Origin of the sequence: Kosakonia sp. H02 (genome assembly GCA_030704225.1) — a bacterium.
Taxonomy (GTDB): domain Bacteria; phylum Pseudomonadota; class Gammaproteobacteria; order Enterobacterales; family Enterobacteriaceae; genus Kosakonia.
The window spans coordinates 3411387-3438288 of record CP131915.1; the positions used below are offsets into that span (position 1 = coordinate 3411387).

23 protein-coding genes are annotated in these 26902 nt (G+C 55.6%); 1 reads left to right on the forward strand and 22 read right to left on the reverse strand.

Going from position 1 to position 26902, the window contains the following annotated elements; genetic code table 11:
• Positions 1-96: 96 nt before the first annotated feature.
• Positions 97-1830, forward strand: a complete 1734-nt coding sequence (gene argS / locus Q5705_15990; GenBank protein WLI76078.1) for an arginine--tRNA ligase — start codon at positions 97-99, stop codon at positions 1828-1830.
• A gap of 112 nt (positions 1831-1942) precedes the next feature.
• On the opposite strand, the gene Q5705_15995 is transcribed toward argS, so the two are convergent.
• The 22 genes from Q5705_15995 to flhD all read right to left on the reverse strand — a co-directional run bounded on the left by Q5705_15995 (position 1943) and on the right by flhD (position 26298).
• Entirely contained in the window at positions 1943-3082 is a 1140-nt protein-coding gene (locus Q5705_15995; GenBank protein ID WLI76079.1) for a glycoside hydrolase family 105 protein, read from the reverse strand.
• A 10-nt stretch (positions 3083-3092) separates the two neighbouring features.
• Positions 3093-4667, reverse strand: coding sequence for an MFS transporter (locus tag Q5705_16000; GenBank protein WLI76080.1), 1575 nt, complete (start codon positions 4665-4667; stop codon positions 3093-3095).
• A gap of 302 nt (positions 4668-4969) precedes the next feature.
• Positions 4970-5368: a flagellar protein FlhE gene (locus tag Q5705_16005; GenBank protein WLI76081.1), complete on the reverse strand. Its 399-nt coding sequence runs from the start codon at positions 5366-5368 to the stop codon at positions 4970-4972.
• Positions 5368-7449, reverse strand: coding sequence for a flagellar biosynthesis protein FlhA (flhA, locus tag Q5705_16010; protein ID WLI76082.1), 2082 nt, complete (start codon positions 7447-7449; stop codon positions 5368-5370). Before flhA ends, Q5705_16005 begins: the two co-directional genes overlap by 1 nt.
• Positions 7442-8593, reverse strand: coding sequence for a flagellar biosynthesis protein FlhB (flhB, locus tag Q5705_16015; protein WLI76083.1), 1152 nt, complete (start codon positions 8591-8593; stop codon positions 7442-7444). The genes flhA and flhB overlap by 8 nt, the downstream gene beginning before the upstream one ends.
• Before the next feature lie 216 nt (positions 8594-8809).
• Positions 8810-9454 carry a protein phosphatase CheZ gene (cheZ, locus tag Q5705_16020; protein WLI76084.1) on the reverse strand — a complete coding sequence of 215 codons (645 nt, stop codon included), beginning with the start codon at positions 9452-9454 and terminating at the stop codon, positions 8810-8812.
• Positions 9455-9465: 11 nt separating this feature from the next.
• Positions 9466-9855, reverse strand: a complete 390-nt coding sequence (cheY, locus tag Q5705_16025; protein WLI76085.1) for a chemotaxis response regulator CheY — start codon at positions 9853-9855, stop codon at positions 9466-9468.
• Positions 9856-9871: 16 nt separating this feature from the next.
• Entirely contained in the window at positions 9872-10921 is a 1050-nt protein-coding gene (locus tag Q5705_16030; GenBank protein ID WLI76086.1) for a chemotaxis response regulator protein-glutamate methylesterase, read from the reverse strand.
• Entirely contained in the window at positions 10918-11787 is an 870-nt protein-coding gene (gene cheR, locus Q5705_16035) for a protein-glutamate O-methyltransferase CheR (GenBank protein ID WLI76087.1), read from the reverse strand. The genes Q5705_16030 and cheR overlap by 4 nt, the downstream gene beginning before the upstream one ends.
• A gap of 19 nt (positions 11788-11806) precedes the next feature.
• Positions 11807-13405 (reverse strand): methyl-accepting chemotaxis protein IV, encoded by a 1599-nt coding sequence (gene tap, locus Q5705_16040; GenBank protein WLI76088.1) that lies wholly within the window; start codon positions 13403-13405, stop codon positions 11807-11809.
• 41 nt (positions 13406-13446) lie between these two features.
• A complete protein-coding gene (gene tar, locus Q5705_16045; GenBank protein WLI76089.1) occupies positions 13447-15105 on the reverse strand; it encodes a methyl-accepting chemotaxis protein II in 1659 nt (552 codons plus the stop codon).
• Positions 15106-15193: 88 nt separating this feature from the next.
• Positions 15194-16156: a spore coat protein U domain-containing protein gene (locus tag Q5705_16050; protein WLI76090.1), complete on the reverse strand. Its 963-nt coding sequence runs from the start codon at positions 16154-16156 to the stop codon at positions 15194-15196.
• Positions 16156-18549: a fimbria/pilus outer membrane usher protein gene (locus tag Q5705_16055; protein ID WLI76091.1), complete on the reverse strand. Its 2394-nt coding sequence runs from the start codon at positions 18547-18549 to the stop codon at positions 16156-16158. The genes Q5705_16050 and Q5705_16055 overlap by 1 nt, the downstream gene beginning before the upstream one ends.
• Complete coding sequence (locus Q5705_16060) at positions 18525-19289, reverse strand: molecular chaperone (GenBank protein WLI76092.1); 765 nt, start codon at positions 19287-19289, stop codon at positions 18525-18527. The genes Q5705_16055 and Q5705_16060 overlap by 25 nt, the downstream gene beginning before the upstream one ends.
• Positions 19290-19303: 14 nt before the next feature.
• Complete coding sequence (locus tag Q5705_16065) at positions 19304-19780, reverse strand: spore coat U domain-containing protein (GenBank protein ID WLI76093.1); 477 nt, start codon at positions 19778-19780, stop codon at positions 19304-19306.
• Positions 19781-19862: 82 nt separating this feature from the next.
• Positions 19863-20432, reverse strand: coding sequence for a spore coat protein U domain-containing protein (locus tag Q5705_16070; protein ID WLI76094.1), 570 nt, complete (start codon positions 20430-20432; stop codon positions 19863-19865).
• A gap of 393 nt (positions 20433-20825) precedes the next feature.
• Positions 20826-21329: a chemotaxis protein CheW gene (gene cheW / locus Q5705_16075; GenBank protein ID WLI76095.1), complete on the reverse strand. Its 504-nt coding sequence runs from the start codon at positions 21327-21329 to the stop codon at positions 20826-20828.
• A 22-nt stretch (positions 21330-21351) separates the two neighbouring features.
• Positions 21352-23394, reverse strand: a complete 2043-nt coding sequence (cheA, locus tag Q5705_16080; GenBank protein WLI76096.1) for a chemotaxis protein CheA — start codon at positions 23392-23394, stop codon at positions 21352-21354.
• A gap of 4 nt (positions 23395-23398) precedes the next feature.
• A complete protein-coding gene (motB, locus tag Q5705_16085; GenBank protein WLI76097.1) occupies positions 23399-24355 on the reverse strand; it encodes a flagellar motor protein MotB in 957 nt (318 codons plus the stop codon).
• Positions 24352-25239 (reverse strand): flagellar motor stator protein MotA, encoded by an 888-nt coding sequence (gene motA / locus Q5705_16090; protein WLI76098.1) that lies wholly within the window; start codon positions 25237-25239, stop codon positions 24352-24354. The genes motB and motA overlap by 4 nt, the downstream gene beginning before the upstream one ends.
• Before the next feature lie 127 nt (positions 25240-25366).
• Complete coding sequence (flhC, locus tag Q5705_16095; protein WLI76099.1) at positions 25367-25945, reverse strand: flagellar transcriptional regulator FlhC; 579 nt, start codon at positions 25943-25945, stop codon at positions 25367-25369.
• A 2-nt stretch (positions 25946-25947) separates the two neighbouring features.
• Positions 25948-26298: a flagellar transcriptional regulator FlhD gene (gene flhD / locus Q5705_16100; protein WLI79045.1), complete on the reverse strand. Its 351-nt coding sequence runs from the start codon at positions 26296-26298 to the stop codon at positions 25948-25950.
• Between the last annotated feature and the right edge of the window lie 604 nt (positions 26299-26902).

The following is a 26902-nucleotide window of genomic DNA, read 5'->3' on the forward strand; positions in this document are numbered from 1 at the left end:
TACTGACGCCACCGGGCATTTGCAGTATACTCCCGCCTTTAATAAACACCCGGACGCAGCCCTTCTTATGCGGCGTCCTAAAAGTAAGGTATCCCGGTGAATATTCAGGCACTTCTCTCAGAAAAAGTCAGTCAGGCCATGATTGCGGCAGGCGCACCCGCAGATTGCGAAGCGCAGGTTCGACAGTCAGCAAAAATTCAGTTCGGCGACTATCAGGCTAACGGCGTGATGGCAGTGGCGAAAAAACTGGGTATGGCACCGCGACAACTGGCTGAACAAGTCCTGTCTCACCTCTCTCTTGACGGGATCGCCAACAAAGTCGAAATCGCCGGGCCTGGCTTTATTAATATCTTCCTTGCCCCGGAATTTCTCGCTGAACAGGTAAGCACCGCGCTGAAATCCCCTCGACTGGGCGTTTCGCAGCCGCAACAGCAAACCATCGTGGTTGACTACTCTGCGCCAAACGTAGCGAAAGAGATGCATGTCGGCCACCTGCGCTCCACCATCATCGGCGATGCCGCAGTGCGTACGCTGTCGTTCCTTGGTCACAAGGTCATTCGCGCTAACCACGTCGGCGACTGGGGTACCCAGTTCGGGATGCTGATTGCCTTCCTTGAGCTGAAACAGCAGGAAAACGCGGGCGAAATGGCGCTGGCGGACCTGGAAGGGTTCTACCGCGAAGCCAAAAAACATTATGACGAAGACGCGGCATTCGCCGAGCGCGCGCGCGGCTATGTGGTGAAATTGCAGGGCGGCGACGAATATTGCCGCGAAATGTGGCGCAAGCTGGTCGATATCACCATGAGCCAGAACCAGCAAACCTACGAGCGCCTGAACGTGACCCTCACCCGCAATGATGTGATGGGTGAAAGCCTCTACAACCCGATGCTGCCGGGGATTGTCGCGGATCTTAAAGCCAAAGGTCTGGCAGTGGAGAGCGAAGGCGCAACCGTGGTGTTTCTCGATGAGTACAAAAACAAAGAAGGCGAGCCGATGGGCGTCATCATCCAGAAAAAGGATGGCGGCTACCTCTACACCACAACCGATATCGCCTGTGCCAAATACCGTTATGAAACGCTGCATGCGGATCGCGTGCTCTATTACATCGACTCCCGTCAGCATCAACACCTGATGCAGGCGTGGACTATTGTGCGTAAAGCCGGTTATGTGCCGGACTCCGTCCCGCTGGAGCACCATATGTTCGGCATGATGCTGGGCAAAGATGGCAAACCGTTTAAAACCCGCGCGGGCGGTACCGTAAAACTTTCTGACCTGCTGGATGAAGCGCTGGAACGCGCCCGTCGCCTGGTGGCAGAAAAGAACCCGGATATGCCAGCGGACGAGCTGGAAAAACTGGCGAATGCGGTCGGTATCGGCGCGGTGAAATACGCCGATCTGTCGAAAAACCGCACCACCGATTACATTTTTGACTGGGACAATATGCTGGCGTTTGAAGGCAACACCGCGCCGTATATGCAGTATGCCTATACCCGTGTACTTTCGGTGTTCCGCAAAGCGGATATTGAAGAAAGTACGCTGGAAAATGCCCCGGTGGTTATCCGCGAAGAGCGCGAAGCCCAGCTGGCGGCGCGTCTGTTGCAATTTGAAGAGACCCTGAGCGTGGTTGCGCGTGAAGGCACACCACATGTGATGTGTGCTTACCTGTACGATCTGGCGGGTTTGTTCTCCGGCTTTTACGAGCACTGCCCGATCCTCAGCGCAGAGAGCGACGACGTGCGCCAGAGCCGCCTGAAGCTGGCGCTGCTGACGGCAAAAACCCTGAAACTGGGTCTGGATACGCTGGGTATCGAAACCGTCGAGCGTATGTAATTGTTTTCGCCAGTGGGAACTTGCCGGATGGCGGCTACGCCTTATCCGGCCTACAAAACCTGATCGCGCATAAAAAAACCCCGGTTTCCCGGGGTTTTCTTTTTTCATCCTCTCAAAAATATTTGCGCAAATACTCCGTTAAACAGAGCATCGCCATCGCCTGACCATACGGCATTGAGGTCAACGGGATCTGGCGATAAAACTCAAGATCGCTGCCCATTCCTGTCCCGAACGACACCTGCAACAACTCCCCTTCCGGCGAAATATTACTGACAATCGCTTTCACCGCTTTTTCCGCCACCGGGGTGTAATCAGCGCTGATATAACGCTTGCGCAACGCTTTCAACATGCCATAGGCAAAACCGGCAGTGGCGGAAGCTTCCAGGTAGGAGTTTGGGTCATCGAGCAGCGTATGCCACAGCCCGCTCTCATCCTGACATTTTGCCAGCGCGGCAATCTGCGCATTCAGCACCTGCACCAGATAACGGCGCACCGCATTATTTTCCGGCAGATCCACCAGTTCCAGAAAATCGGGAATAACAATAGTCAGCCAGCTATTGCCGCGCGCCCAGCGGGCGTTGGCAAAATTATGCTGCCCTGCGTAACTCCAGCCGTGGAACCACAACCCGGTCTCCCGATCCATCAGATTTTGCACATGCAGCAGGAACTGATACACCGCCTCTTCGACATACTCCGGCTTGTTAAGCAGCTTGCCGATTTTTGCCAGCGGCAACACCGTCATCATCAACGTGTCGTCCCACATCTGCTGATGATTCTCTTCCGCCAGCGTAATGTGCTGCATGCCGCCGAAGTCGGTGCGCGGCATCTCGTTCATTGCCCACTCGGCCCAGCTCTCCAGCCACGGTAAATAAGCTGGATTGCCGGTCTCTTCATAGCGATACGCCAGCGTCAGGAACGGCGCCATAGTATTGACGTTTTTGGTGGTTGCGCCTTCAGCAAAGCGGTCGGCGAACCAGCTATCAATCACGCCCAGAATGTATTCATCCCCCGTCTGGCGGTAATACTGATACATGCCATACAGCCCGACGCCGTGCGTCCATTCCCAACCGGCCCAGCCTTTGGTGTCAATCACACGACCATCGTCGAGACGGAGTAAAAACTCGCCGCTTTCATCGTGAATATTGACCAGATTGTGCGTCACCTTGCGGATCAACGCTTTCAGTTCATCACGGGCGATAAAACGCTCTGGCTGACGCAGTAACGGGCTGTGTTTGACAGGCCAAACCTTCATATTTTTAACCTCAGTTGTAAGTCGATTTCAGTTGCGCCGCTTTAAGCGGTGGCGCAGCAGGTTTATTACGATTCAGGTAACCAATGTTGTTATTCCCCCACAGCGATTCGTAAGGCATCCCCGCCAGCATTTCGACGGTTGCCCGCGCCTGCGGCGTAATGCTTTCCGGCATCGCGCGGCCGTTTTCACGCATTTTTGCCGTCTCTTCACGCAGTACGCTGTGGGTTTTCAGATTCAGTTTGAAACGCAGGGAGACCAGGAAACCGCAGCACAGCACGGCAACGGTTCCAAAGCACATGATCATCAAAATGGTGTGGCTCACTTCCGGCACCTGGGTTTTCTGGCCGGAAACAAAACCAGAGGTCTGCATCACAATGCCCACCAGCATTACCGCCCCGGCCTGCGACGCTTTACGGGTCAGGGTCATGATCCCGGCGAAGATCCCTTCGCGGCGCTGGCCGGTAACCACTTCATCAATATCCGCAATGTAGGTATAAGTATTCCACGGTACGTAGTTGATCCCCCCGCGCCCCAGACCAGCGACGGCAGAAACCAGCAGCAACAGGGAGTAAACATCGCTCAGCCCGGCGTAATAGAGCACGGCATAAGACATGGCGCTCAGACCAAACAGCACCACCACCATGCGGTAAGACGGCGCGGGCCCGAAACGGATACACAGCGGGATCATGGCGATAACCGCGATGAACTGGAACACCGCCATAGTGCCGAGCAGGTTCGATGCCAGAGAGGCTTCCTGCATCAGCACAAACACCACGTAATACGTAAACACGGCGTTGAAGACGTCCTGGGCGATATAACCGCCGAGGTACATGCCTAAATGCTGGCGGAAAATTTTAATCCGCAGGGTAGAACTGAGTTCGACAAACAGGCGACGCAGGCTCTGCCCAAGCGTGAGGCTCTTTTTCTCCTCTTCTGCGCGCAGCGCCGCTTCCGTCCACGCTTCACGCGGGCGCTCCCAGGTAAAGATCCACACCAGGGTCAGCATAATGGCGCACAGAACAGAAAAGACCAGGCTTGCATAGAAGAAAGAGACCGCGTTGTCTTTGCCAAAGTGCGTCAGCAAAATCCCCGGCAGGAAGGAGGCCAGAATCGCCGACATCTGCGCCATGGAGATACGCGCGCCGGAGAATTTGGTTTTCTGTTTGAAATCATCGGTCATCTCCGGCACCAGCGTTTCATAGGGCACCAGGATCATGGTATAAACCACGTCAAACAGCAGATAAGTCAGCAGGTAATACCAGAAACTCATGTCCCCTACCCACATAATGGAGTAGCTGAACACGCAAGGAATACCCAACAAAATAAAGAACTTACGCCGACCAAAACGTTTACCCAGTCGTGTCGAGCCGAAGTTATCAGTTAAGAAGCCCATCAGCGGGCTAACCACCGCATCCAGCACCCTGGCGGCGGCAAAAATAAACGTCGCTTCAATCGGCGTCAGGCCGCAAAAGGTTGTATAGAAGTAGAGTAACCATGCTGCGGTTAATGCGGTCGTGCCTGCACCCAGAAAGTCGCCCGAGCCGTAGGCGAGGTAATTAGCCAATCCAATTTTTTGTTTTTTCATTGCCGTCAACCCTGTTCATTATTGGGGACCTTTGGCGATCCGGCTTAGCCAAAGGGATTTCTTACACGGCTAAAGTAAGAGGATGTGCGGCGGGAAACCTTTCTGTTTCTGCCATCAACATGACGCCGCTGGCAAAAACACAAAGAGTGTCGATACTCGCTTCACTGATTTATAAAACAGCGTTTCTTTTGCTTCAAAAGGAGAGGCCAAAAATGAGGCGCAGATAGCAAAATCCCGCACGGGCGGCGGGATGAGAGGATAAAAAAACAGCTAACTGCTTGAGTTTCCTGAAAGCGAAGCCGTCAGGGTTGGCGGTAGTTCACAAGCACCTGGTTACTGCGCACACTCAGATTGGGCCATAAACGCCCCCCGCCAGGTACTTCCCAGACAAAGCGCAGCGGTTCAAGCGCAGGAACATCATAAAAGCCGCGCGTCGTGCCGCTCTGCCCGTCCAGCTCTACACAGCGCGCTTGCGAGCAGAGCCGCACGCGCAAACCTGCGGGCGTCGGGCCATTCAGTTCGTAGCGCCAGGAGACATCCGTCATTAATCCGCTGACCGGCTGCGTTGGCCCCAGTAAGCGTGATGAAGCCACCACGCCGCGATTCGCCAGCGTAATGCCGATACTGCTGGCCTGCCATGCGCCTTCACCCATAGCGTGAGCGAAAAGCGGGAGTGCGAGAAGCAGAGCAAATATGCGCATTATTGTCCTCCAATGGTCGCGGTCATACGAATACTGCGGTTGTCGGACATCTCGAGGTTCGACAACACCACCAGTTGCGGCAGGCTGCGGCGCAGAAAACGGGCCAGTAGCGGACGCAGCGCATGGTTAACCAGCAGCACCGGCGGTGCACCGAGCATCTCCTGGCGCGCCAGCGCTTCTTGCGTCTGTTCGAGCAGACGATCCGCCAGACCTGGCTCGAGGCCGCCGCCACCCTGTAAGGCCTGCAACAGCAAGCGCTCAAGCGGCGTATCAAGGCCAATCACCTGCACTTCATCATTGCCCGGGAACCACTGCTGCGTGATCGCGCGGCCCAGTGCCACACGGACCACAGCAGTCAGTTCATGAGGATCGTTTTGCAGCGGCGCATGTTCAGCCAGCGTTTCCAGAATGGTACGCATATCGCGGATCGGTACGCGCTCGGCCAGCAGGTTTTGCAGCACTTTATGCAGCGTCGTCAGCGTCACCACGCCCGGCACCAGATCTTCGGTCAGCTTCGGCATCTCCTGGCTAACTCTGTCAAGCAGTTGCTGCGCTTCCTGGCGACCAAACAGCTCCGCCGAGAATTGACCAATCAAGTGGTTCAGGTGCGTAGCCACCACGGTACTGGCTTCCACAACGGTAAAGCCCTGGATCTGTGCCTGCTCTTTCAGCGCACTTTCAATCCAGATTGCCGCCAGGCCAAAGGCCGGATCGACGGTCGCTTCACCCGGCAGAGAACCGGCAGCCGTACCAGGGTTGATTGCCAGCCAGCGCCCCGGATACGCCTCGCCGCTGCCAATTTCCACGCCTTTCATCAGAATGCGATAGCGCGCCGGCGGCAAGTCCATATTGTCGCGGATATGCACCACCGGCGGCAGGAAGCCGACATCTTGCGCGAACTTCTTACGAATACTGCGGATACGCCCAAGCAGTTCGCCGTCCTGCTGGAAGTCTACCATTGGGATCAGGCGGTAACCCACTTCCATGCCGAGTGAGTCTTCGAGTTGCACATCGCTCCACGTCGCTTCGACGGCCTGGGTGTTTTCCTGCACCTTATTGACCGCAATCGCTTCAACTGGCGCTTTCATCTCTTTACCGCGCAACCACCAGGCCAGCCCCAGTAACGCCGCCGTAAACAGCAGGAAGACAAAGTTCGGCATGCCGGGCACAAGACCGAGCAGCCCCAGTACCGCCGCACTCAACACCATCACGCGTGGGTTAGAGAAAAGCTGCCCGACCATCTGCTGGCCGACATCCTGATCGGTACTGACGCGGGTAACGATAACGCCCGCGGCGGTGGAGATAACCAGCGCCGGGATCTGCGCCACCAGACCATCACCGATGGTCAGCAGGGTGTAACTTTCTGCCGCACTGCCCATCGACATATCATGTTGCAGCACACCCACCAGCAGACCGCCGATAACGTTAATCACCATGATCAAAATACCGGCGATAGCGTCACCACGAACGAACTTGCTCGCACCGTCCATGGAGCCGTAGAAATCCGCTTCCTGCGTCACTTCGCTGCGCCGACGCTTGGCCTCATCCTCACCAATAATTCCGGCGTTGAGGTCGGCGTCGATAGCCATCTGTTTGCCCGGCATCCCATCAAGAACGAAACGCGCGCCCACTTCGGCAATACGCCCCGCACCTTTGGTGATAACCATAAAGTTGATGATAACGAGGATGACGAACACCACGATACCGATGGCGAAATTACCGCCAACGAGGAAGTGGCCGAAGGCTTCAACCACGCGCCCCGCCGCCGCGCCGCCCGTATGCCCGTCCATCAGAATGATACGGGTCGAGGCAACGTTCAGCGCCAGGCGCAGCAAGGTGGTGAACAGCAAAATGGTAGGAAACGCGGCGAATTCGAGCGTGCGCTGGGTGAACATCGCCACCAGCAGCACCATGATCGACAGCGCAATGTTAAAGGTAAACAGTAAGTCGAGGACAAATGCCGGTAGCGGCAGCACCATCATCGACAAAATAAGCATAATGAGCACCGGCCCGGCAAGGATTTGCCATTGGGTCGATTTCAGATTGCCGGGCAGACGCAGCATTGCTACCAGATTAGCCATCAGTGTCCTTCTCGTTCAAAAAGTCCAGCGCCTCTGGCACCGGGAGATTCTCAGGTTTAACGGGGCGTTGTCCGCCTGACAAACGCCAGCGTTTCAACTGCCATACCCACGCCAGCACTTCGGCAACGGCCGCGTAGAGCTGACCGGGGATTTGCTGACCAATTTCAGCATGACGATAAAGCGCACGCGCCAGCGGCGGTGCTTCAAGAACAGGTATGCGGTTTTGTGCGCCTAACTCGCGAATACGCAGGGCAATCATGCCCGCGCCTTTCGCCACCACTTTCGGCGCGCTCATTTTGTTCTCGTCGTATTGCAGCGCGACGGAGTAGTGCGTCGGGTTGGTGACAATCACATCCGCTTTGGGCACATCGGCCATCATGCGACGACGCGCCGCCGCACGCTGCATCTGGCGAATGCGGCCTTTAACATGCGGGTCGCCTTCGCTCTGTTTAAATTCGTCACGAATATCCTGGCGCGACATGCGTAATTTTTTCAGGTGGCTGTAGATCTGCCAGAACACGTCAAAACCCACCATCGGGATGATGCTTAACGCTACCAGCAGCGCACACAGCCCGGCCAGATTCATGGCGCTCGCCATTGCCGTGAGCGGTGATTGGCTCATCAGGCGCATCATGTCCGGCCAGTGGTGCCAGAGAAATATTCCCGCCACGCTGCCCATAAACAGGGCTTTCATCAGCGCTTTCACCAGCTCCGCGCCAACCTGGGCTGAAAAGAGCCGACCTAACCCGCTTAGCGGGTTGAGTTTGGAAAACTTGAACGCCAGCGATTTGGTGCTGAACACCAGACCGCCCAGCATCATTGGCGCAATCAACGCGATGACGACGACGCCCGTCAGCAGCGGCAACATGCCGATAAGCGCCATTTTGAACATGATGATTATCTGCCCGAGGATCAGGTTCGGGTCATTAATGATTTTGTGGTCAAAGCGTAACCCGGAGGAGAGCACCATCGTCAGTCGATGGGCGAACGACGCGCCGCCAAACCACAGAATGCAGATACCGACCAACATAACCAGCAATGATGTCAGTTCTTTTGATCGGGGGATCTGCCCCTCTTCGCGCGCTTTTTGCAGTCGTTGCGCGGTGGGCGATTCTGTTTTGTCGTCGTTGTCTTCAGAGGCCACGGCCAACGTCCACGGGTTACAGGTGAGACGTCATATTGCCAGAGTCAAGACGGTCTAATGGGCGGAGTAAGGCATAAAAACAGGGGGTTTTCGCCATTTGGCGCAGGCAATGTTCACGCTGTGGCAGCGAGAAAAAGCGGATAAACCCGTCAGAAAGGTCTAAAAGCGGGAAGTCTCTCCCCTTCCCGCTTTATGTAAGTTACTGATAAATCGCTATCAGAACCCAAGGCTGTCGAGTAAATCGTCGACCTGATCCTGGCTTGCCACCACGCCCGCTTTGGTTGCGTCGAGCTGAGGGCCATTGAGCAGGCTTTCGGTTTCACGTTTCGGGCGCGCAGATTGTTCCGGGATGTTCTCCAGCAGCACCATCAGCAACTGACGTTCGATCTCCTGGATAACATCCATCATGCGCTTGATAACCTGACCGGTCAGATCCTGGAAATCCTGCGCCATCATGATCTCGAGCAACTGGGCGTTGGTGAAACTGGTGTGGCCCGGCACTTCCGCCAGGAAACGGCGGGTATCGGTCACCAGTTCACGTGCATCGCCCAGTTCAATCGGGTTTTCAAACCACGCATCCCAGCGTTTGCTCAGCGCTTTCGACCCTTTTTCCATTTCATCCTGATGCGGTTGAGACGCTTCAACGCTGTTCAGCGCACGCTCTGCCGCCTGAGCGGTCATCTGCACCACGTAGTCCAGACGGTCGCGCGCATCGGGAATCGCTTCCGCCGCTTCAGCAATCGCCTGATCCAGCCCTAACTCACGCAGGCTGTCACGCAGCATACGCGTCAGGCTACCGATGCGGGCAATAATATCGCTGGGTGAATGTTCTTCCGCTGGTTTAATTGAAGGTTGAATCATCTATCCAGTCCTCACATGCCAAGTTTCTCGAAGATCTTGCCCAATTTTTCTTCCAGGGTTGCCGCGGTAAATGGTTTCACCACATAGCCGCTCGCACCGGCCTGCGCCGCAGCGATAATGTTCTCTTTTTTCGCTTCAGCCGTGACCATCAACACCGGCAGAGATGCCATGTTGCTGTCCGCGCGGATCGTTTTCAGCAGTTCCAGACCGTCCATGTTAGGCATGTTCCAGTCAGAGATGACGAAACCAAAACCACCGGCCTGGAGTTTATTCAGCGCGTCAACGCCGTCTTCGGCTTCTTCAACGTTATTAAACCCCAGCTCTTTTAACAGGTTGCGCACGATCCGACGCATTGTGGAAAAGTCATCCACAACCAGAAATCTGAGCTCTTTGTCCGCCATAAAACTTCACTCCTCGTTAAATACGTATTGCCTGTCCGGCACTGATTTTCGCCAGCATCTGCTGGCTTACCTGGCTAAGATCGACCACTTCGCTGACGCCACCCATATTGATGGCCTCACGCGGCATGCCGAACACCACACAACTTGCTTCGTTTTGCGCAATGGTCCAGGCGCCTGCCTGGTGCATCGCTAACATTCCGGCCGCGCCGTCGTTGCCCATCCCCGTGAGAATAACCCCCACGGCGTTTCGCCCCGCGTGTTTCGCCACCGAATGAAACAACACGTCCACCGATGGTCGGTGCCGGTTCACCGGCGGGCCATCGTGGATCTTAATTTGATAGTTCGCCCCGCTACGGGACAGCTCCATATGCTTATCACCGGGCGCAATATAGGCATGCCCTGGCAATACGCGTTCACCGTCTTCTGCTTCTTTGACGTTGATTTGACACAATTTATTTAACCGCTCGGCAAAGGAGCGGGTAAAGCCCGGCGGCATATGCTGGGTTATCAGAATACCCGGACTTGAGAGCGGCAATGGCTGGAGTACATGCCGAATTGCCTCTGTTCCTCCCGTTGACGCCCCGATAACCAGCAATTTTTCCGAACTGAGCAGCGGCCCGGCCTTTAAGGTTTCCGGGATCACCATCGTTTTGTGCGCCGCAATGCGTGCGCGTGATGCGGTACGCACCTTCTCGGCAATCATTTCGCTGTAGGCGAGCATGCCTTCGCGAATACCAATTTGCGGTTTGGTGACAAAATCAATCGCCCCCAGTTCCAGCGCCCGCAGCGTCACTTCCGACCCTTTACCGGTCAGGGAGGAGACCATCACCACCGGCATCGGACGTAAGCGCATCAATTTTTCGAGGAAATCCAGCCCATCCATGCGCGGCATTTCCACGTCCAGGGTTAAGACATCCGGGTTAAATTTTTTAATCAGATCCCGTGCGACTAACGGATCCGGAGCCGTCGCGACCATTTCCATGTCGCTGTGGCTATTAATAATTTCGGTCATGATTTGCCGCATCAATGCGGAATCATCAACGGACAACACCCTGATTTTACTCATGCTTTATCCTTACTCAGCGCATAAACTGTTTGCCCACGCAAGCTAAACTCACGTACGAGGTTGCTGAAGTTCTCCGAATGCCCGGCAAACAGTAATCCATCCGGCTTAAGCAGCGGAGCGAAACGATGCAAAATGTCCTGTTGCGTCGTTTTATCAAAATAAATCATAACGTTACGGCAAAAAATCGCGTCAAACGGCCCCGGCACGTTGTACTGCTTATCCAGCAGGTTCACCGTGGAGAACTCGACATAGTTCGCCAGTTCCTGTCGCACACGCACCAGCCCGGCGTGCGGGCCAGTGCCGCGCATAAAGTAGCGCTGCATCTGCTGCGGCGAGAGGGTTTTTAGCTCGTCCAGGCGATAGATCCCGCTGCGTGCTTTTTCCAGCACTTCGGTATCAATATCGCTGGCGAATACTTTAAAGCGACCCGGCGCCATACCCAGCGCGTCAGCAAGGGTGATGGCGAGCGAGTACGGCTCTTCCCCGGTGGAGGCCGCCGCGCTCCAGACCCGGTATTCCCCCGTGCGCTTACGCGCATGTTCTGCCAGTACCGGGAAGTGGTGAGCTTCCCGGAAAAAGGCAGTGAGATTGGTGGTCAGCGAGTTAATAAACGCTTGCCACTCGGCGCTGTTCTGATTCGCTTCCAGCATGCTCAGGTAGCGGCCAAAATCATCTAACCCCAACGAGCGCAAACGCCGAACGAGACGGTTGTACACCATGTCGCGTTTATGGTCGGCGAGGACAATCCCCGCACGCTGGTAGATCAATTGACATATCCGACGAAAATGCGCGTCGGACAGCGCCAGGCGCTGTGTCATCTGCTGCAATATTGATGACGTTTGCCCGTTGGGCAGTGATGATGTCATAGCGCCTTCTCAACTCAGTTCATGATGCAACAGGCACGGCCGTCGGCGGTGCCAATTCGGGTACTGCTACATGCTCATCAATCTTAAACACAGCAACCAGCGCGGTAAGGTGATCTGCCTGGTTGGCCAGTTGGTCGGTGGCTGAGGCGGCCTCTTCTACCAGCGCCGCATTCTGTTGTGTCACCTGATCCATCTGGGTTATAGCCTGAGCAACCTGCTCAATCCCGCGGCGTTGTTCGTCAGACGCGGAGGCGATTTCGCCCATAATGTCGTTTACCTGGGTGACGGAGCGGACAATCTCATTCATCGTCTGCGCGGCGGTATCCACCAGCACAGAACCTTGCTGAACGCGGGATACCGACTCTTCAATCAGGCCCTTAATCTCTTTTGCCGCCTGCGCGCTGCGACTGGCGAGGTTACGCACTTCGCCCGCCACCACCGCAAACCCGCGCCCCTGCTCACCGGCGCGGGCGGCTTCTACAGCGGCGTTCAGCGCCAGGATATTGGTCTGAAAGGCAATGCCATCAATCACGCTGGTGATATCGCCAATCTTCTGCGAACTGTTGGCTATCTCATGCATGGTGCTCGCCACGCTTGAGGTCTGCTGCCCGCCTTTTGCCGCCGTCTGGGCTGCACTTTGCGCCAGCCCCGACGCCTGTCGCGCATTGTCGGCGTTCTGGCCGACGGTGGCGGTCAGTTGCTCCATGCTGGCCGCGGTTTGCGCCAGCGATGCGGCCTGCTGTTCCGTACGCGCAGATAAATCATTGTTGCCTGCGGCAATCTCGGAAATGCCGGTATGCATGGCGTGACTGCCGTGGCGAACATCGCTCACCGTGGTGCGCAGCGACACCTGCATCTTTTGCAGGCCGGCGAAAATGGCCGAAATTTCGTTACGCCCGTTAACCTCAATCGCGCGGGCCAGGTTGCCTTCGGCGATGCTGTCAAAATGCCCGCTCATCACCGCCAGCGGCTGAACAATCATCTTGCGCGACCAGTACAGCGCCACCGTGGTCAACAGTGCCGCCAGGATAACCACCACGATGAAGATCACCGCCGAACGGCGATAGTTACTTTCACTGATGACTCTGGCCTGCTCCGTAAAGTGGTTAATGTGCTTCTCCCACGCGCTGAAGTTGGCATCAAATTTACTTTGCGACTCCTGCACCGGCGCAGTCATAAAATCCGACAGCTGGTTATTCTCAAGCCAGGTGGCCTGGTGCTCCAGGTCGCTGCGCCAGGCATTGAAACTCGCCTGCGTCCCTTCCTGTAATTTTTTGCCTTCCGCCGTTAGCGCCGCACTGCTGACAAACGCTTTTTCTGTTTCTTCCGCCTGTTTCAGGCTGGCTTTCGCCTGTGTCATCAGCGCTTTGATATCGTCCGGCGGATAACTGAGCGCAGTTAACGTCCCGGCTTTATTCAGCGCGGTGCTGGCCTGTAACAATACGGCCCGCATCTGCATCAGCGCACTGCGCTGCTGGTTACTCTTTTCGACTTCCTGTAAATGGGAGGTGCTCTCTTTAAATGCCCAGAAAGACAAACCGTTACTGCCAACCTGCAAAACGCCACACACAATCAAAATTAAAAATAATGTTGTTGAGATACGAATACGATTTAACATCAACGCCCCATCTGGCGGAAAAATCCGCGGTTACGCACTGCTTAAAAGGTTTCCCAGTTATCCTCTTGTCCGGTGGCAAGGTGGCGGCTCCGCGCCGGGGTCTGAGCGCGGCCTGCTACCGGCGTTAAAGCAGGTTGCGCCATGCCTGATACAGAGGAAAGGCGGAAGGCCGATACCGCCTGCGTCAATCGACTGGCTTGTTCTTCTAAGGCAGCGGCTGCGGCTGCCGATTGTTGTACCAGTGACGCATTCTGTTGCGTGACGCGATCCATTTCGGATACCGCCAGCGCAACCTGATCGATGCCACGGCTCTGTTCATCCGATGCCGAGGCGATCTCACCCATAATGTCGTTGACTCTTGTTACCGCGTTAACAATGTCCGACATGGTTTCCCCGGCGCTTTCCACCAGCACAGAACCGGTATCGACCCGGGAAACAGAATCTTCAATCAATGACTTAATTTCTTTTGCGGCCTGCGCACTGCGACTGGCAAGGTTACGCACTTCTCCGGCGACCACGGCAAAACCCCGGCCTTGCTCACCGGCGCGCGCCGCTTCCACCGCCGCGTTCAACGCGAGGATATTGGTCTGAAACGCAATGCCGTCAATCACGCTGATAATGTCGGCGATTTTTTGCGAACTGGTGGCAATCTCGTGCATAGTTTTCACCACGCCATCCACCACTTTACCGCCGCGCCCGGCGGTTTCCGACGCGCTTTGCGCCAGCAATGACGCCTGACGGGCGTTTTCGGCGTTCTGTTTCACCGTCGCGGTCAGCTCTTCCATGCTGGCGGCGGTCTGTTCCAGCGCCGAGGCCTGCTCTTCTGTACGCGATGAGAGATCGTTATTCCCGGCCGCGATTTCGCTGGTGCCAGAATAAATCGCATCCGAGCCCTGGCGCACATTGGTGACAGTTTCAATCAATGCGTTTTGCATATGATCGACACTCTGCGCCAGTTCAGTCATCTCACTGCGCCCGGCAATGCGCAGCGAATGCGTCAGGTTACCGCCGGCAATTTCACGGATATGAGCAATCACCGCCGACAGCGGCGAGAGCAGAATCCGGCGGATGCCATACCAGACGCCGGCCAGCACAATTACCAGCGCCAGCGCGAGAACCGCCATCTGCCATTTGGCGAAGGTGTAGTCGCTGACGCTCTGATCCCAGGCGTTGCGATAGAGGCTGTCGCTTAAGCTTGCGTATTTCGCCATCGCCTCGCCAAGGGCGTTTTGCATCCCCTGCGTCGGCTGGGCCATAAAGCTATCGATGTTGCCACTCTCAAGGAATTGCACCAGTTCGCTCAGCGCCGCATGGTAAGTCTGGTACTTCTCATCAAGGGTCTGACGGGCTGCGTCCATCTCCGGCATGGTCGGCAACTGACGGAAGGCGTCATAGTGTTTTGCCGCCTCATTCAGCGACGCTTTTGCGCTATTGAGCAGATCGGTTTTCGCGCTGCTTTGCTGGTTGCTCGGGTCGAGCAGCATCCGCGCCGAAGAACGGCTCAGGTTGATGCGTGTTTGCAGCATCAGTTCCCACGCTTTCCCCAGTTCCGTCTGTTGCATACGCAGATCGTTGGAGACGGCAAAACTTTGCTGGTTTTGCTTAAGCGACGAAAAAAAGAGCCCACCGGAGACAAGCTGTAACAGGGCGAAGACCACCAGCACGCTCATAAGTAATGTAACGACGCGGATACGGTTCACTTGCAACACCTTCTTGATAAGTTATTAACGGTGTTATCGGCATCCGGCCTGGGAACTTTACATTTGCGAAAGGGAATTAAATTTGCACTTAAAACGCGATATCGACAGTCAATGTATCGCTGTAGGTACCGCCCGGCGGCGTGGTTTGCGTCGTCAGCACCTGCGCGGTGTAGTGATAAGTGCGAAGCAGACCATCGCTGCTCACCTGCGAGGAGACACCGCTCGACCAGCGCTCGGTGCCCACGCTGCCCCAGCGGTTGGTGGTCGCGCCTTTATAAATCTCATAACTCAGGCGGTTACTGCCACTCGCCATATTGCGCACATTGCCGCTGGCATAGCCGCCATTATTAATGCCAACGGTATAGGTGCTGCCTTTGGTGCAGGTAATGGCAATGGATTGCGAGACGGTCGGGAAGTTACGTACCAGTGGCGCGCTACCAAAATTCACATTCGGCGCGTTGATGGTTGTGCAGTCATTGGTGCTGGTGCCGGTCAGTTGCAGGCTGGTGGCCGCCGTACCCGTTTGCGCCGTGGTACACAATCCCAGCAGGCCGACCGAACAGACGTTGTAGGCGACACTAAAATTCAGCGTGACCAGGTAAGGCCCAGCGGAGACATTCTGCCCCGGCACCGTCAGAAAATAGAGCGGCAAGGTATAGGTTTTCGAGCCAAGCAGTGCCAGCAGCGTCGGGCCGCTCCAGGTATAGCTGGTGCCGCCAATGGTCGCCTCGCTGTTATTGGCGCAGTTCGCCTGTCCGCAGACACGAACGGGGATGCTGTCCGTCACGGCGGCATTATCACTGCGCCTCATCGCCCCGCGATTGGTGGCGGTGGCCGTCGCACCCGTCAGCGTCAGCGTGACTGAGTCATTGGTCAGTAAGTTAAGCGCCGCATCGCAGCGCACAATCAGGTTGGCGGTGGTATTTTGCGCCGTTGAATTAAGCACAAACGAGGTGACGGTGCCGAACGCGCCATTGGTGGTGCTGACGGTACACGCCGCCCAGACCTGACTGGAGCAGAGCAGTAATAATAAGAAGAGAAGCCGACGCATTATGGGTTCCTCCGGCAGGTAAGCGGCCCGTAGGTCTGCAATTTATGTTCAGGGTTGGCGTCAAGGGTAAAAGCGGCCTCGCAGCTTCCGCCCTCCGGCAGGCGCACATGTAAGGCGTTTGCGTCATCAAGATTTTCCAGCCAGGCGATGCCGTCATAGCCGACAACGGCGGTCTCTTTGCCCGCGCGTTCAACCTGGCTGCCTGGCGCAATATCCAGCCCCTGTTCGTCATGGAGGATCACGCTGGCGACGCGTTCCTGCACCATCGGGAACTCAACCAGATAACCGCTGTGGCGGCGCAGGGCAATTTTGCGCTCCGTCTCTTTTAGCTGGGTATCTGCCGGAAGGTTCAACGTATTAATGCTGTAGCTGGCCGGATAGTAGGCCGACACGCCGCTAACCAGTAAATAACCATCGTTATCAGTTACCCCAACCGGCTGGTTTTCATAGTTCACCGGCACCCCGGCATGCCCGCCGGTGCTGATCACCGCAAAGGCGTCGTTGATACGGTTGGCGGCGAACACCTGGCCATCCATCAGCACCACCGACCCCAGCGCTTCACCCCACCAGGTCATCATGCCGCTTTCGCCGTATGCGCCACCCTGCAATTCCACATCATTGTTGCGCCAGCCCAGCGTGCCCTGCTGGTACGTTTTATTTTGCGACTGGCGAGCCAGCGCCGCGTTCCAGCTAAAACCGCCGTCGGTCGGCATCGCATGGTAGTAGTTGATACGCTGCGTGCTGCCCGCATCCGGCGTTCTTTCCATGCTGATGGCGGCACTGTCACTGGCGCTCAGCGGAATTTGCAACGACATGGCGAAAGTCCAGTCACCCCGCTGGTTATCGCGACTGGCGGCAAGATACAGGCTGCTGCTGCCCCAGAGATTACGGCTCCACGAGAGATTCAGCAGTTCGGTTTTGTCACTATCAAAACTGCGCACGCCAATCCACGCCGCCCCGACGTTGCCGAAATCCCCCATATTAACGGTCAGCGAATACTGGTCGGTATTGCGGCTCAGGCTGGCAATTGGCCGCTGGCCGTTACGCTGCATGTCGTTGTAGCTCGCGCGCTGGTCGTAGAGCGCAAGGTTGCCGAATTGGCGGTTGCGACGGCTGTGCTGAGTACTGACGCTGAACAGATTGGTGCTGTATTGGTAGCCCCAGTTCAGTTGATTGCCGCCATCGCCATACATGCGGCTTTGCGTCCACGCCCCGTTCACCACGCCGAGTCGTCCAGGTTTAACCACCGCCCCCACACCGCCGAGCGCCAGCGACTCCGCCGCTTCGCCGTGCCCTTCAAGGGTCAGGTAATCGGTGACGCCGTAGCGGTACGAGCCGCTGCCCACCAGCGGTCCGTAATCAAAATTATCAATACCGTAATTGCGCCGCAAAGAACCCAGGGTTATCGCACCATCGCTCAGCCCCGGCTTTAGCAGATCGCTGGCGACATAAAACGGCAGCGTCGTGCTGACCTGCCGCCCGAGGGCATCGGTGGTGACCAGGACCGCATCCCCCGCCCCGTTGATATAGGGCATATTGGTTAGCGAAAATGGCCCGGGCTGTAGCTGGGTGTTCCCCGCGCGATAGCCATTGATAAAGACATCAACCGAGGTTGGCACCGCCGCTTCACCGGAAAACACCGGCAGCGGCCAGGTGACCAGGTCCGGGCGCAGGGAGAAATCACGCCCGTAACGCAGGCCGCCCATGCGCACGCTGCTGCTCCAGGTTAACGCTTCGGAGATAACATCCCCGACATCCCACTGGATGGCGTTATCTTCATCGCTAAAGGTGAGTGTGGTGTCATAACGCACGTAACCCTCATGCTGGCGCAGCGAGCCGGAGAGGGTTTTGCGCATCGAGCCGGTGGAAGAGAGCACGCCGTTCCCGTTGAAGTAGCGAAACTCATGCCACAGGGACGCCTGCCCGCCAATATGCTCCGTGTTGCTGGTATAAACGTCGTAATTCAGTAACGCGCCCTGACCATATTTCGGTTCGCTGCGCCGGGCATCGCCGGAAAAAGAGGTATAACGCGCCGGTACCCATTCTTCAGGCACCGTTAATAACAGGCGCTGTCCTTCGCTGTCATATTCCGTACGCACCTCCGCCAGGGTCGAAAGATTGACGTCCCCCTGCGGCAGATGTTCCGCCGGGAGCCCGGCGTGCAGCAAGTCGGCGCTGGAGACGTAAAAGTCATTCTGCCGCCGGGTGACCGGCACCACCTGTTGGGTGTCGTAATGGTTGATAACCAGCGACAGGTGAAATACCGCCTGTTGGTTAATGGCTCGCGCATCCGGCGGCGGCGGTAGCCCATCATCGCCTTGCTGACCCCACGCCGAACTGCCCAACAGCATCATGGTGACCGGTACAATCAGTTGCCCGCGGACGACTGCCATTGGCCTTCCCGCGCATTAATCGTCGCGTTCAGCGCCGATGGATTGTTCACCCCGGCCGGTAACGGCCAGCGTCGTGCGCTGTGGGGCAGAACATAGCCTAATAACCCCTCGGCAACCTGGCGCCTCTGGCCGCCCTGTCGCACGCTGACTTTACTCAACCGAACATGAACATTACCGTCGTTGCGCACTTCCAGCGCCGGTTGGCCGCCGTCACGCACTACGCGCCAGCTCAGCTTTGACGTATCAGCAAAAACATGATGCGCGCCGTTGGCCGAGGTTTTGATCCCCTGACCGTAAGCGAATAACGGGATCGAGTAGCGCATTTGCAGCTTCAGGCCAATTTGTGGTTTGTCGGGGTTATCGGGCTGGGGGATCTCATCGACAATAATGCGGTAAGCCTGCTCTTTGCTGGGTGGAATTTGCGCCTGCTTAATCAGCCGAATCAGTTGTTTACTCTCTTTGGCGATTTGCACGATAGGCGGGCTTGCCACCACATCGCTCTGTTGCTCGTAGCGATCCAGGCCGCCTTCCTGAGACCAGCGCACAATGCGCACCTGCATGGTGGTGGGCGTTTCGCCCTGATTCTGGATCCACAACTCCGTGGCGTTGGTATCAGCACCCAGCCAGGGATCGATTGGCCAGAGCAAAATGGTTGCTGCCGCCTGCGCATTTCCCGCCGTCAGGATCAGCGCGCCCGCAAGCCAAAAGCCTGCCGCACGGGCGCACGAGGTGACCTTCATGTCCTTCTCCCTTATTACCATGACAATGTCACGGTCAGTTGATCGGTATACATTCCCGCCGGGCTAAAGCCGGTGAGTTGCGCTGCGCCAAAAATGGCGAGCGAAATAGTATTGCTATTGGTGGTGGCAACAGAGACCGCCTGGTTAACACCGATTTCGGTATTCGCCGCCAGCGTACTGTTGCTGTAAATACGATAGGGCACCCGCTCTGTACCGCCGCTGCGCTGCATATTGCGCACAGTGGAGTAGTTCTGCCCGCCGTTCACGCTCATGCTGAGCACAACGCCAGGTGTGCAGCCGAGAGAGAGTGACGCGTTGGGCACAAACGACGTGCTCGCCTGCCCGCTTTCCACTCCCGAATGGGTGCCGAAATTGAGCGTGCCGAGCACCCCGCCGCTGCCGCTGACCACGGCGCAGCCTGGCGTGATGGTTGCGCCCACGGTGAAGGTTTGTGTCGTCACCGCGAGCGCCGCCGGTTGCGCCAGTATCATCAGCACCGCCAAAATTACGCGCAGCCCTGTCCGGTTTCCCCTCGGGGAAACACGCACGCCGTTCTTTCTCATGTGGGAAGAGTTAGTACGTCACACTCACGTTAATCGTATCGGTGTAAGTACCCGGGATAACGCTGACACTGTCGCCGCCTCCGGTGATGCGCCCGTAGAGGGTATAGTTATCGACGCCGCCGGTGGTGGACGCGGGAGGAATGTTGGTGTTGTTGGCAATAACGTTACTGAAACCGCTATCACTATAGAGGCTGTAGGCCACGCCTTGGGTGGTATCGGCCGCATTCACCAGGTAACGCGCCGGTGTACCCGGCGTGCCGATAACCGTGCCCGGTGCCGTGGAGTTGGTATTACCGGTTATCTGCACGGTGTAATCGGTGGTGGTGCACTGAATGCCGAAGCTGTTACCGCCCCCGGCACCGGTTAATTGCGTGGTGAGCTGCGAGAAGGTCGCCGGATGGGTACCAAAATCCAGCGTACCGAAGTTGATGCCATTCTGGCCTGGTGAGCCGTTGATAAGGCAACCGTTGGTCAGGGTTAATGTTGCCCCGATTGTCCCGCTACTGGTGACTGCATGGGCGTTTTGCCCGGCCATGATGAATGCCCCACTTGCCAGCACATAAAGCAGTTTTTTGTTCATGTTGACGCCTCCGAAGATGCCGCGTGCTATTCATTGCCCAATCAATGCGTCACGCGGAAAAATAGTCATGCAAAAGCTGAAAAACGCAGGAATAACTGAAATTTAGATGACGTCGGCGGGTTCAACCAGTTCTGGCAAGGCGCAAAAATGTAACGGATGGATTAATATTTTTAACTAATTAATTCAGACGCTTAAATCCACTTTTTGCTGTAATCAGGACTAGTTGCAACGAATATATGCGTCAAAATGTGATATTTGTCTCAATATATTTAAGTGTGTAAAAAACAATAAATTAGATAACTTGAAGCCACACTTAAGCATGACTGAAGAATAGGTTGACGGGCACAGAAGAGAGAAAAGATGGGCGGGTGAGAGGATCACCCGCCTGAAGCGTTACGCTACGTGGGTCGCAGCCATGTCCAGCAGCGCCATTTCGTCGCTGTTGAGCAGTTTTTCAATGTTCACCAGAATCAGCATACGGTCACCCAGCGCGCCGAGGCCGGTCAGGTATTCTGTTGAAAGGGTCACAGCAAATTCCGGCGCCGGGCGAATTTGATCCGCCGCCAGCGACAGCACGTCAGACACGCCATCCACCACGATACCGACCACGCGCTGGCCGAGGTTCAGCACGATAACGACGGTGTTTTCGTTATATTCCACTTCGCCCTGGCTGAACTTCACGCGCAGGTCCACGATCGGTACGATCACACCGCGCAGGTTGGTAACGCCCTTGATAAAGTCCGGGGTGTTGGCGATGCGGGTTACCTGGTCATAGCCACGAATTTCCTGCACTTTCAGAATATCGATGCCGTACTCTTCATCACCCAGGGTAAATACCAGGAACTCCTGACCCGATGGCTCGCCCGCCAGTTTTGCTACATTACTCATACCGGTCATGTTTTATACCTTCTTAACTAAATCAGGCGGCTGTATGCGCCATACGATGTTCACGATTCAACCCCTGCAACGCTGATACATCAACGATCAGCGCGACGCTACCATCACCCAGGATGGTGGCGGCAGAAATCCCCGGCACTTTGCGATAGTTACTTTCCAGGTTTTTCACGACCACCTGGTGCTGACCAATCAGCTGATCGACCAACAGTGCATAGCGACGACCTGCGCTTTGCAGAATAACGACGATCCCCTGCGTGGCTTCGGTTTTCGCGCCCATGACGTCAAACACTTTCCACAGCTCAACCAGCGGCAGGTATTCACCGCGCACTTCCAGCACGCGCTCGCCGCCCGCCAGCGGATGTAGGTCTTCTTCGCTCGGCTGCAATGATTCCATCACGGCGTTGAGCGGCAGAATAAAGACTTCGTTATTCACTTTCACCGACATGCCGTCGAGAATCGCCAGCGTCAACGGCAGCAGGATACGGATCGTGGTGCCAGTGCCCTGCTTCGATTTGATCTCTACGTGGCCGCCCATCTCCTGGATGTTACGTTTAACCACGTCCATGCCGACACCACGGCCGGAAACGTCGGTAACTTGTTCCGCGGTGGAGAAGCCAGGGGCGAAAATCAGCATCCCCACTTCTTCGTCGGTCATATTTTCATTGACCGCCATGCCCTGAGAGAGCGCTTTCGCCAGGATACGCTCGCGATTAAGGCCTGCGCCGTCGTCGGTCACTTCGATGCAGATGTTGCCGCCCTGGTGTTCGGCAGAAAGAATCAGGTTACCAATCGGTGACTTCCCGGCTTCGACGCGTTTTTGTGGCGTTTCGATACCGTGGTCAAGGCTGTTACGCACCAGGTGCGTTAACGGATCGATAATGCGTTCGATCAGGCTCTTATCCAGTTCGGTTGAGCTGCCCTGTAAGGTCAGTTCCACTTGCTTATCAAGCTTGCTTGCCAGGTCACGCACCAGACGCGGGAAGCGGCTGAAGACATATTCCATCGGCATCATACGAATCGACATCACCGATTCCTGCAAGTCGCGGGCGTTACGCTGCAACTGGCTCATGCTGGTGATCAGGTCGCCATGAGTGACTGGATCCAGTTCATTGGAGCGCTGGGCCAGCATCGACTGGGTGATAACCAGTTCGCCGACCAGGTTTATCAGTTGATCGACTTTTTCTACCGCCACGCGGATGCTGGTGGATTCACTACCGCGCGCGGGTTTTTCACGGCCCGCCGGATGCTCTTTCGCCACCGCTTTCAGCGCCGGTGCCGCCGCCGGTTTCACGGCCGGGAGGGCAGCTTCAGCCGGGGTTTCTGTCACTTCAGCTACCGCTTCAGCCATCTCTTCAACGGCGGCGGGTGATGCTTTTTCAAAGGCAATCTGATCGGCTTCAATCACAAAGCACAACACCGCAATGATGTCGTCTTCGCTGATACCGCCGTCGATGGTGACGCTCAGGCTGTCGGCCCCTTTGACCACATCGCTCAGGGTGCCGAGGTTGCCCAGTTCTTCTTCCAGCAGCCCGACTTCACTCTCTTTCAGGCGCGACAGAATAATGCGCAGCTTGCCGTCATTGGCGGCAGCCGGTGCGGTTTCGGCGGCAAGCGCAGCACTCTCTACAACGGAGAGTATTGCGCCATTCGCGGTCGCAGGAACACCCTCTCCTTTTGCTTCCAGCGCCAGCTGGCGCAGGGCGTTGCAGATATATTCGAAGCTGGCAGCGTCCGGCTCTTGCGAGCTTTTATAGGCGTCGAGCTGTTCCTGCATGATATCTTTGGTTTCCAAAAACAGGTTGATGATGTCGGTGTTAAGCTGCATTTCACCACGCCGGGCTTCATCAAGCAGGTTTTCCATCAGGTGCGTGGTTTCCTGCAAGATGGTAAAGCCGAATGTCCCCGCGCCGCCTTTTATAGAGTGTGCAGCACGGAAGATGGCGTTGAGCTGTTCTGAATCCGGCGCTTCCGGCACCAGATCCAATAAATGTTGTTCCATATCGGCCAACAGTTCGTCGGCCTCATCAAAGAATGTCTGATAAAAATCACTAATATCCATGCTCACGCTATCACCTCGGATTGGCTTGTGGCGATGTGGGAACTGCCGCCGGAGCCGCTGACGCGGGCGCAGAGGCTGACGCCGCTGGCTCTGGCTGTGTAATCGCGCTTATTGGCGCACTCTGACTCTCGGCGTTCTCATGCAGAATGGCCGCTTCTGCCTGCTGATTGAGTACCAAAAGACTAATTCGACGGTTGATGGCGTCATCGGGGCCGCGATCGGCCAGGCGCATGGTGGCGGCCATGCCGACAACACGCAGCACTTTGCCGTCATCAAGCCCACCGGCAACCAGTTCACGACGCGACGCGTTAGCGCGATCGGCGGAAAGCTCCCAGTTGCTGTAGCCTTTGTCGCCGTTGGCGTAAGGCGCATCATCGGTGTGGCCGGAGAGGCTCACTTTGTTCGGAATGCCGTTCAGTACTGGCGCAATCGCCCGTAAAATATCGCGCATGTAAGGTTCGACGTCGGCGCTGCCGGTTTTAAACATTGGCCGGTTCTGGCTGTCGATAATCTGAATGCGCAGCCCTTCCTGAACGAGGTCGATTTTTAAATGCGGGCGCAGCGCGCGCAGTTTCGGATCGGCCTCAATTAACTGATCCAGATCGCCGCGCAGTTTACTCAGGCGCGACTGCTCCATGCGGCGTTTCAGGTCGTCAATGTTGGGCTGTTTTTGCACTTCGCCTTGTTGCTGTGTGTAGTCATCGCCACCGCCCGGGATCGGGCTGTCGCTGTTTGAAATCCTCGGCCCGCCGGTCACCGCAGTAGCCAGCGGCGTGCGGAAATACTCCGCAATCTGGATAAGTTCTTTCGGGCTGGAGATAGAAATCAGCCACATCACCAGGAAAAACGCCATCATCGCCGTCATAAAGTCGGCGTAGGCTATCTTCCAGGAGCCGTGCGCGCCGCCACCATGGCCTTTATGTTTTTTACGTCTGACTACGACGATCGGATGGGACTGGTTTTTCATGCGTCCTCGGTGGTCGTCTGTTGGTTAGGATTTCTGACCGCACGTACGTGTTCATCCAGTTCGATAAACGATGGACGCTCGCTGGAGTACAGCGTTTTACGCCCAAATTCGACGGCAATCGGCGGCGCATAACCGTTCAGGTTCGACAGCAGCGTGATTTTTACGCACTGCATCATCTTGGCGGTTTCCGCGCTCTTCTGGCGTAACACGCAGGCCAGCGGCGAGATAAACCCATACGCCAACAGGATCCCGAGGAAGGTTCCCACCATCGCGTGAGCGATAAGCGCACCAAGTTCAGCCGCCGGACGATCGGCCGACGCCAGGGCGTGAACCACCCCCATGACCGCCGCCACGATACCGAACGCCGGAAGTGAATCACCTACCATCGCCAGCGCGTTGGCCGGAACTTCCGCTTCGCTTTCGTGGGTTTCGATCTCTTCGTCCATCAACGCTTCGATTTCGAAGGTGTTCATGTTGCCGCTGATTATCAGACGCAGGTAATCGACAATGAATTCCAGCATGGTGGCATCCGCCAGGATGCGCGGGTAGCTGGCAAAAATCTCGCTCTCAGTCGGGTTTTCAATATCCCGTTCCAGCGAGAACATCCCTTGTTGACGCGACTTCGCCATCAGGCGATAGAGCAGCGCCAGCAAGTCCATATACATACTTTTGGTGTACTTTGAACGGCGAAACAGCAAAGGCAGCGCTTTCAGCGTTCCTTTGATGGCTTTTCCGTTGTTGCCCACAATGAATGCACCAAGACCCGCCCCGCCGATGATGATCAGTTCTGACGGTTGATATAGTGCTCCAAGGTGACCACCGGTCATTACATAACCGCCTAAGACTGCACCAAGAACAACCAGGTAACCTAATACGATAAGCACGACATCATCCTTCTGCTAATGACTAAGGCTCGGGAGAAACTTTTCGCAGGGTTTACTCGAATGGCAGGCAAAAAAAAGCAGCGGCATTACTGCACCGCTGCTGGAGTTTTTTATCCACCTGATTCGGTTAAACAGCCTGATCGATCTGTTCATCCAGCAGTTGTGGAATAATATCGGCAGCTTCCTGGGAAAGTTTACGTCTTTTTACCGCGCGAGACGGCGGCTGGCACAAACTACAGGCAAAGCTTCCAACAGGCTGATGCGCATGGGTAATGAAATTACCACCGCAGCAATTACAGCGTGACAACTCCAGCAATCCGCTTTCCACGAAACGAACCAGCGTCCAGGCGCGAGTCAGCGCCAGCAGTGGTCCTTCGTCAGAGTGAGGACATTGTTCGAGATAAAGTCGGTAGGCTTTGATGACCGCGTCAACGCCGCTGCAAAGACCGGTTTTTAACAGAAATTGCCAGGCGTTGCAGAACATCGACGCGTGGATATTTTGTTCCCAGGTCATAAACCAGTCGGTGGAGAATGGCAGCATGCCTTTTGGCGGCGGGCTACCACGTAACTCTTTATACAGTTTGATAAGACGACCACGGCTAAGTTGCGTCTCACTCTCCAGCATTTGTAAACGCGCACCCAGCGTAATCAGTTCCATCGCTAACTGAATATCGCGTGCTTCCTGAACAATGCTTTTCTCACCCATTGTTATGCCCTTTTCTTCCTGGCCGCGTCGCCGTTTTTTGCTGATTCGTTAAGCAAGCGCGTTGAAAGTAAAATACCGGTGTGGACTTGCTGTAAATCATCCACGCGAGATTCTTGGGTCAGACGAGTGATGGTCTGATGATTGTCAAAACGGAACTGGCAGATAAGCTGATTGGTTTCAGCCAATTTAACCATTTGCGGCAGGGTCAACTCACCCAACGTGGTTGCCATTTCTTCGTTAATACCAAGGCGGAACATTGCGGACGCTTTGTCCTGACTAATCAAACGCTGAGCAAGAAGTAAATACGACAAATTGATGTCATAAACGTGTTTCAGCAACTCGGATGTATGCATTTTTCCCATCCCGAATAACCAACTTGTATCTTATGCGGCGTAACCGCACCCCGTGATGTCGCCGGGAAAAAACCCGGTATAAAAAAGAAAGGCTAAATGCATAACTGACTTAGGATTTCGCGAACAAGGCGCTTCGCTCAAATGTTAATGCCTTGCTACGCTCTTAATCATTTCTTACAAAGAACTAAGATTTTTCCTAATTCGACGCAACTGTACTCGTAGGTGCTTCTACATACAATCTGACCAGTGCGAAAATTTGAAATTTTTGTGATCCACGTCACATAATTTAAGTGATTATGGGCAAGAAATCTATCAGTATGGCTTGTGATTTGATGATTTTTTATTCTATCCAACCTCATTTCTATTCCTTGACAACGAATATTCGGGCAAAACAAAGCGTCAGAAACGATAAATAGTCAGAGGGTCAGCATGGGAGAGTGTTAACATTTCGCCCGGCGTGTCTCTTGCAGACACGAAAATAAAAAGGCATTTAAAACAATGCATTAAGATTTAAGCACAGCTAATTAGTCAACCTGGGTTACCATTTCATTTTTGTTAATTGCTGCGATTTATAATTTAACAATATATGCTCAATTCCTGCGAA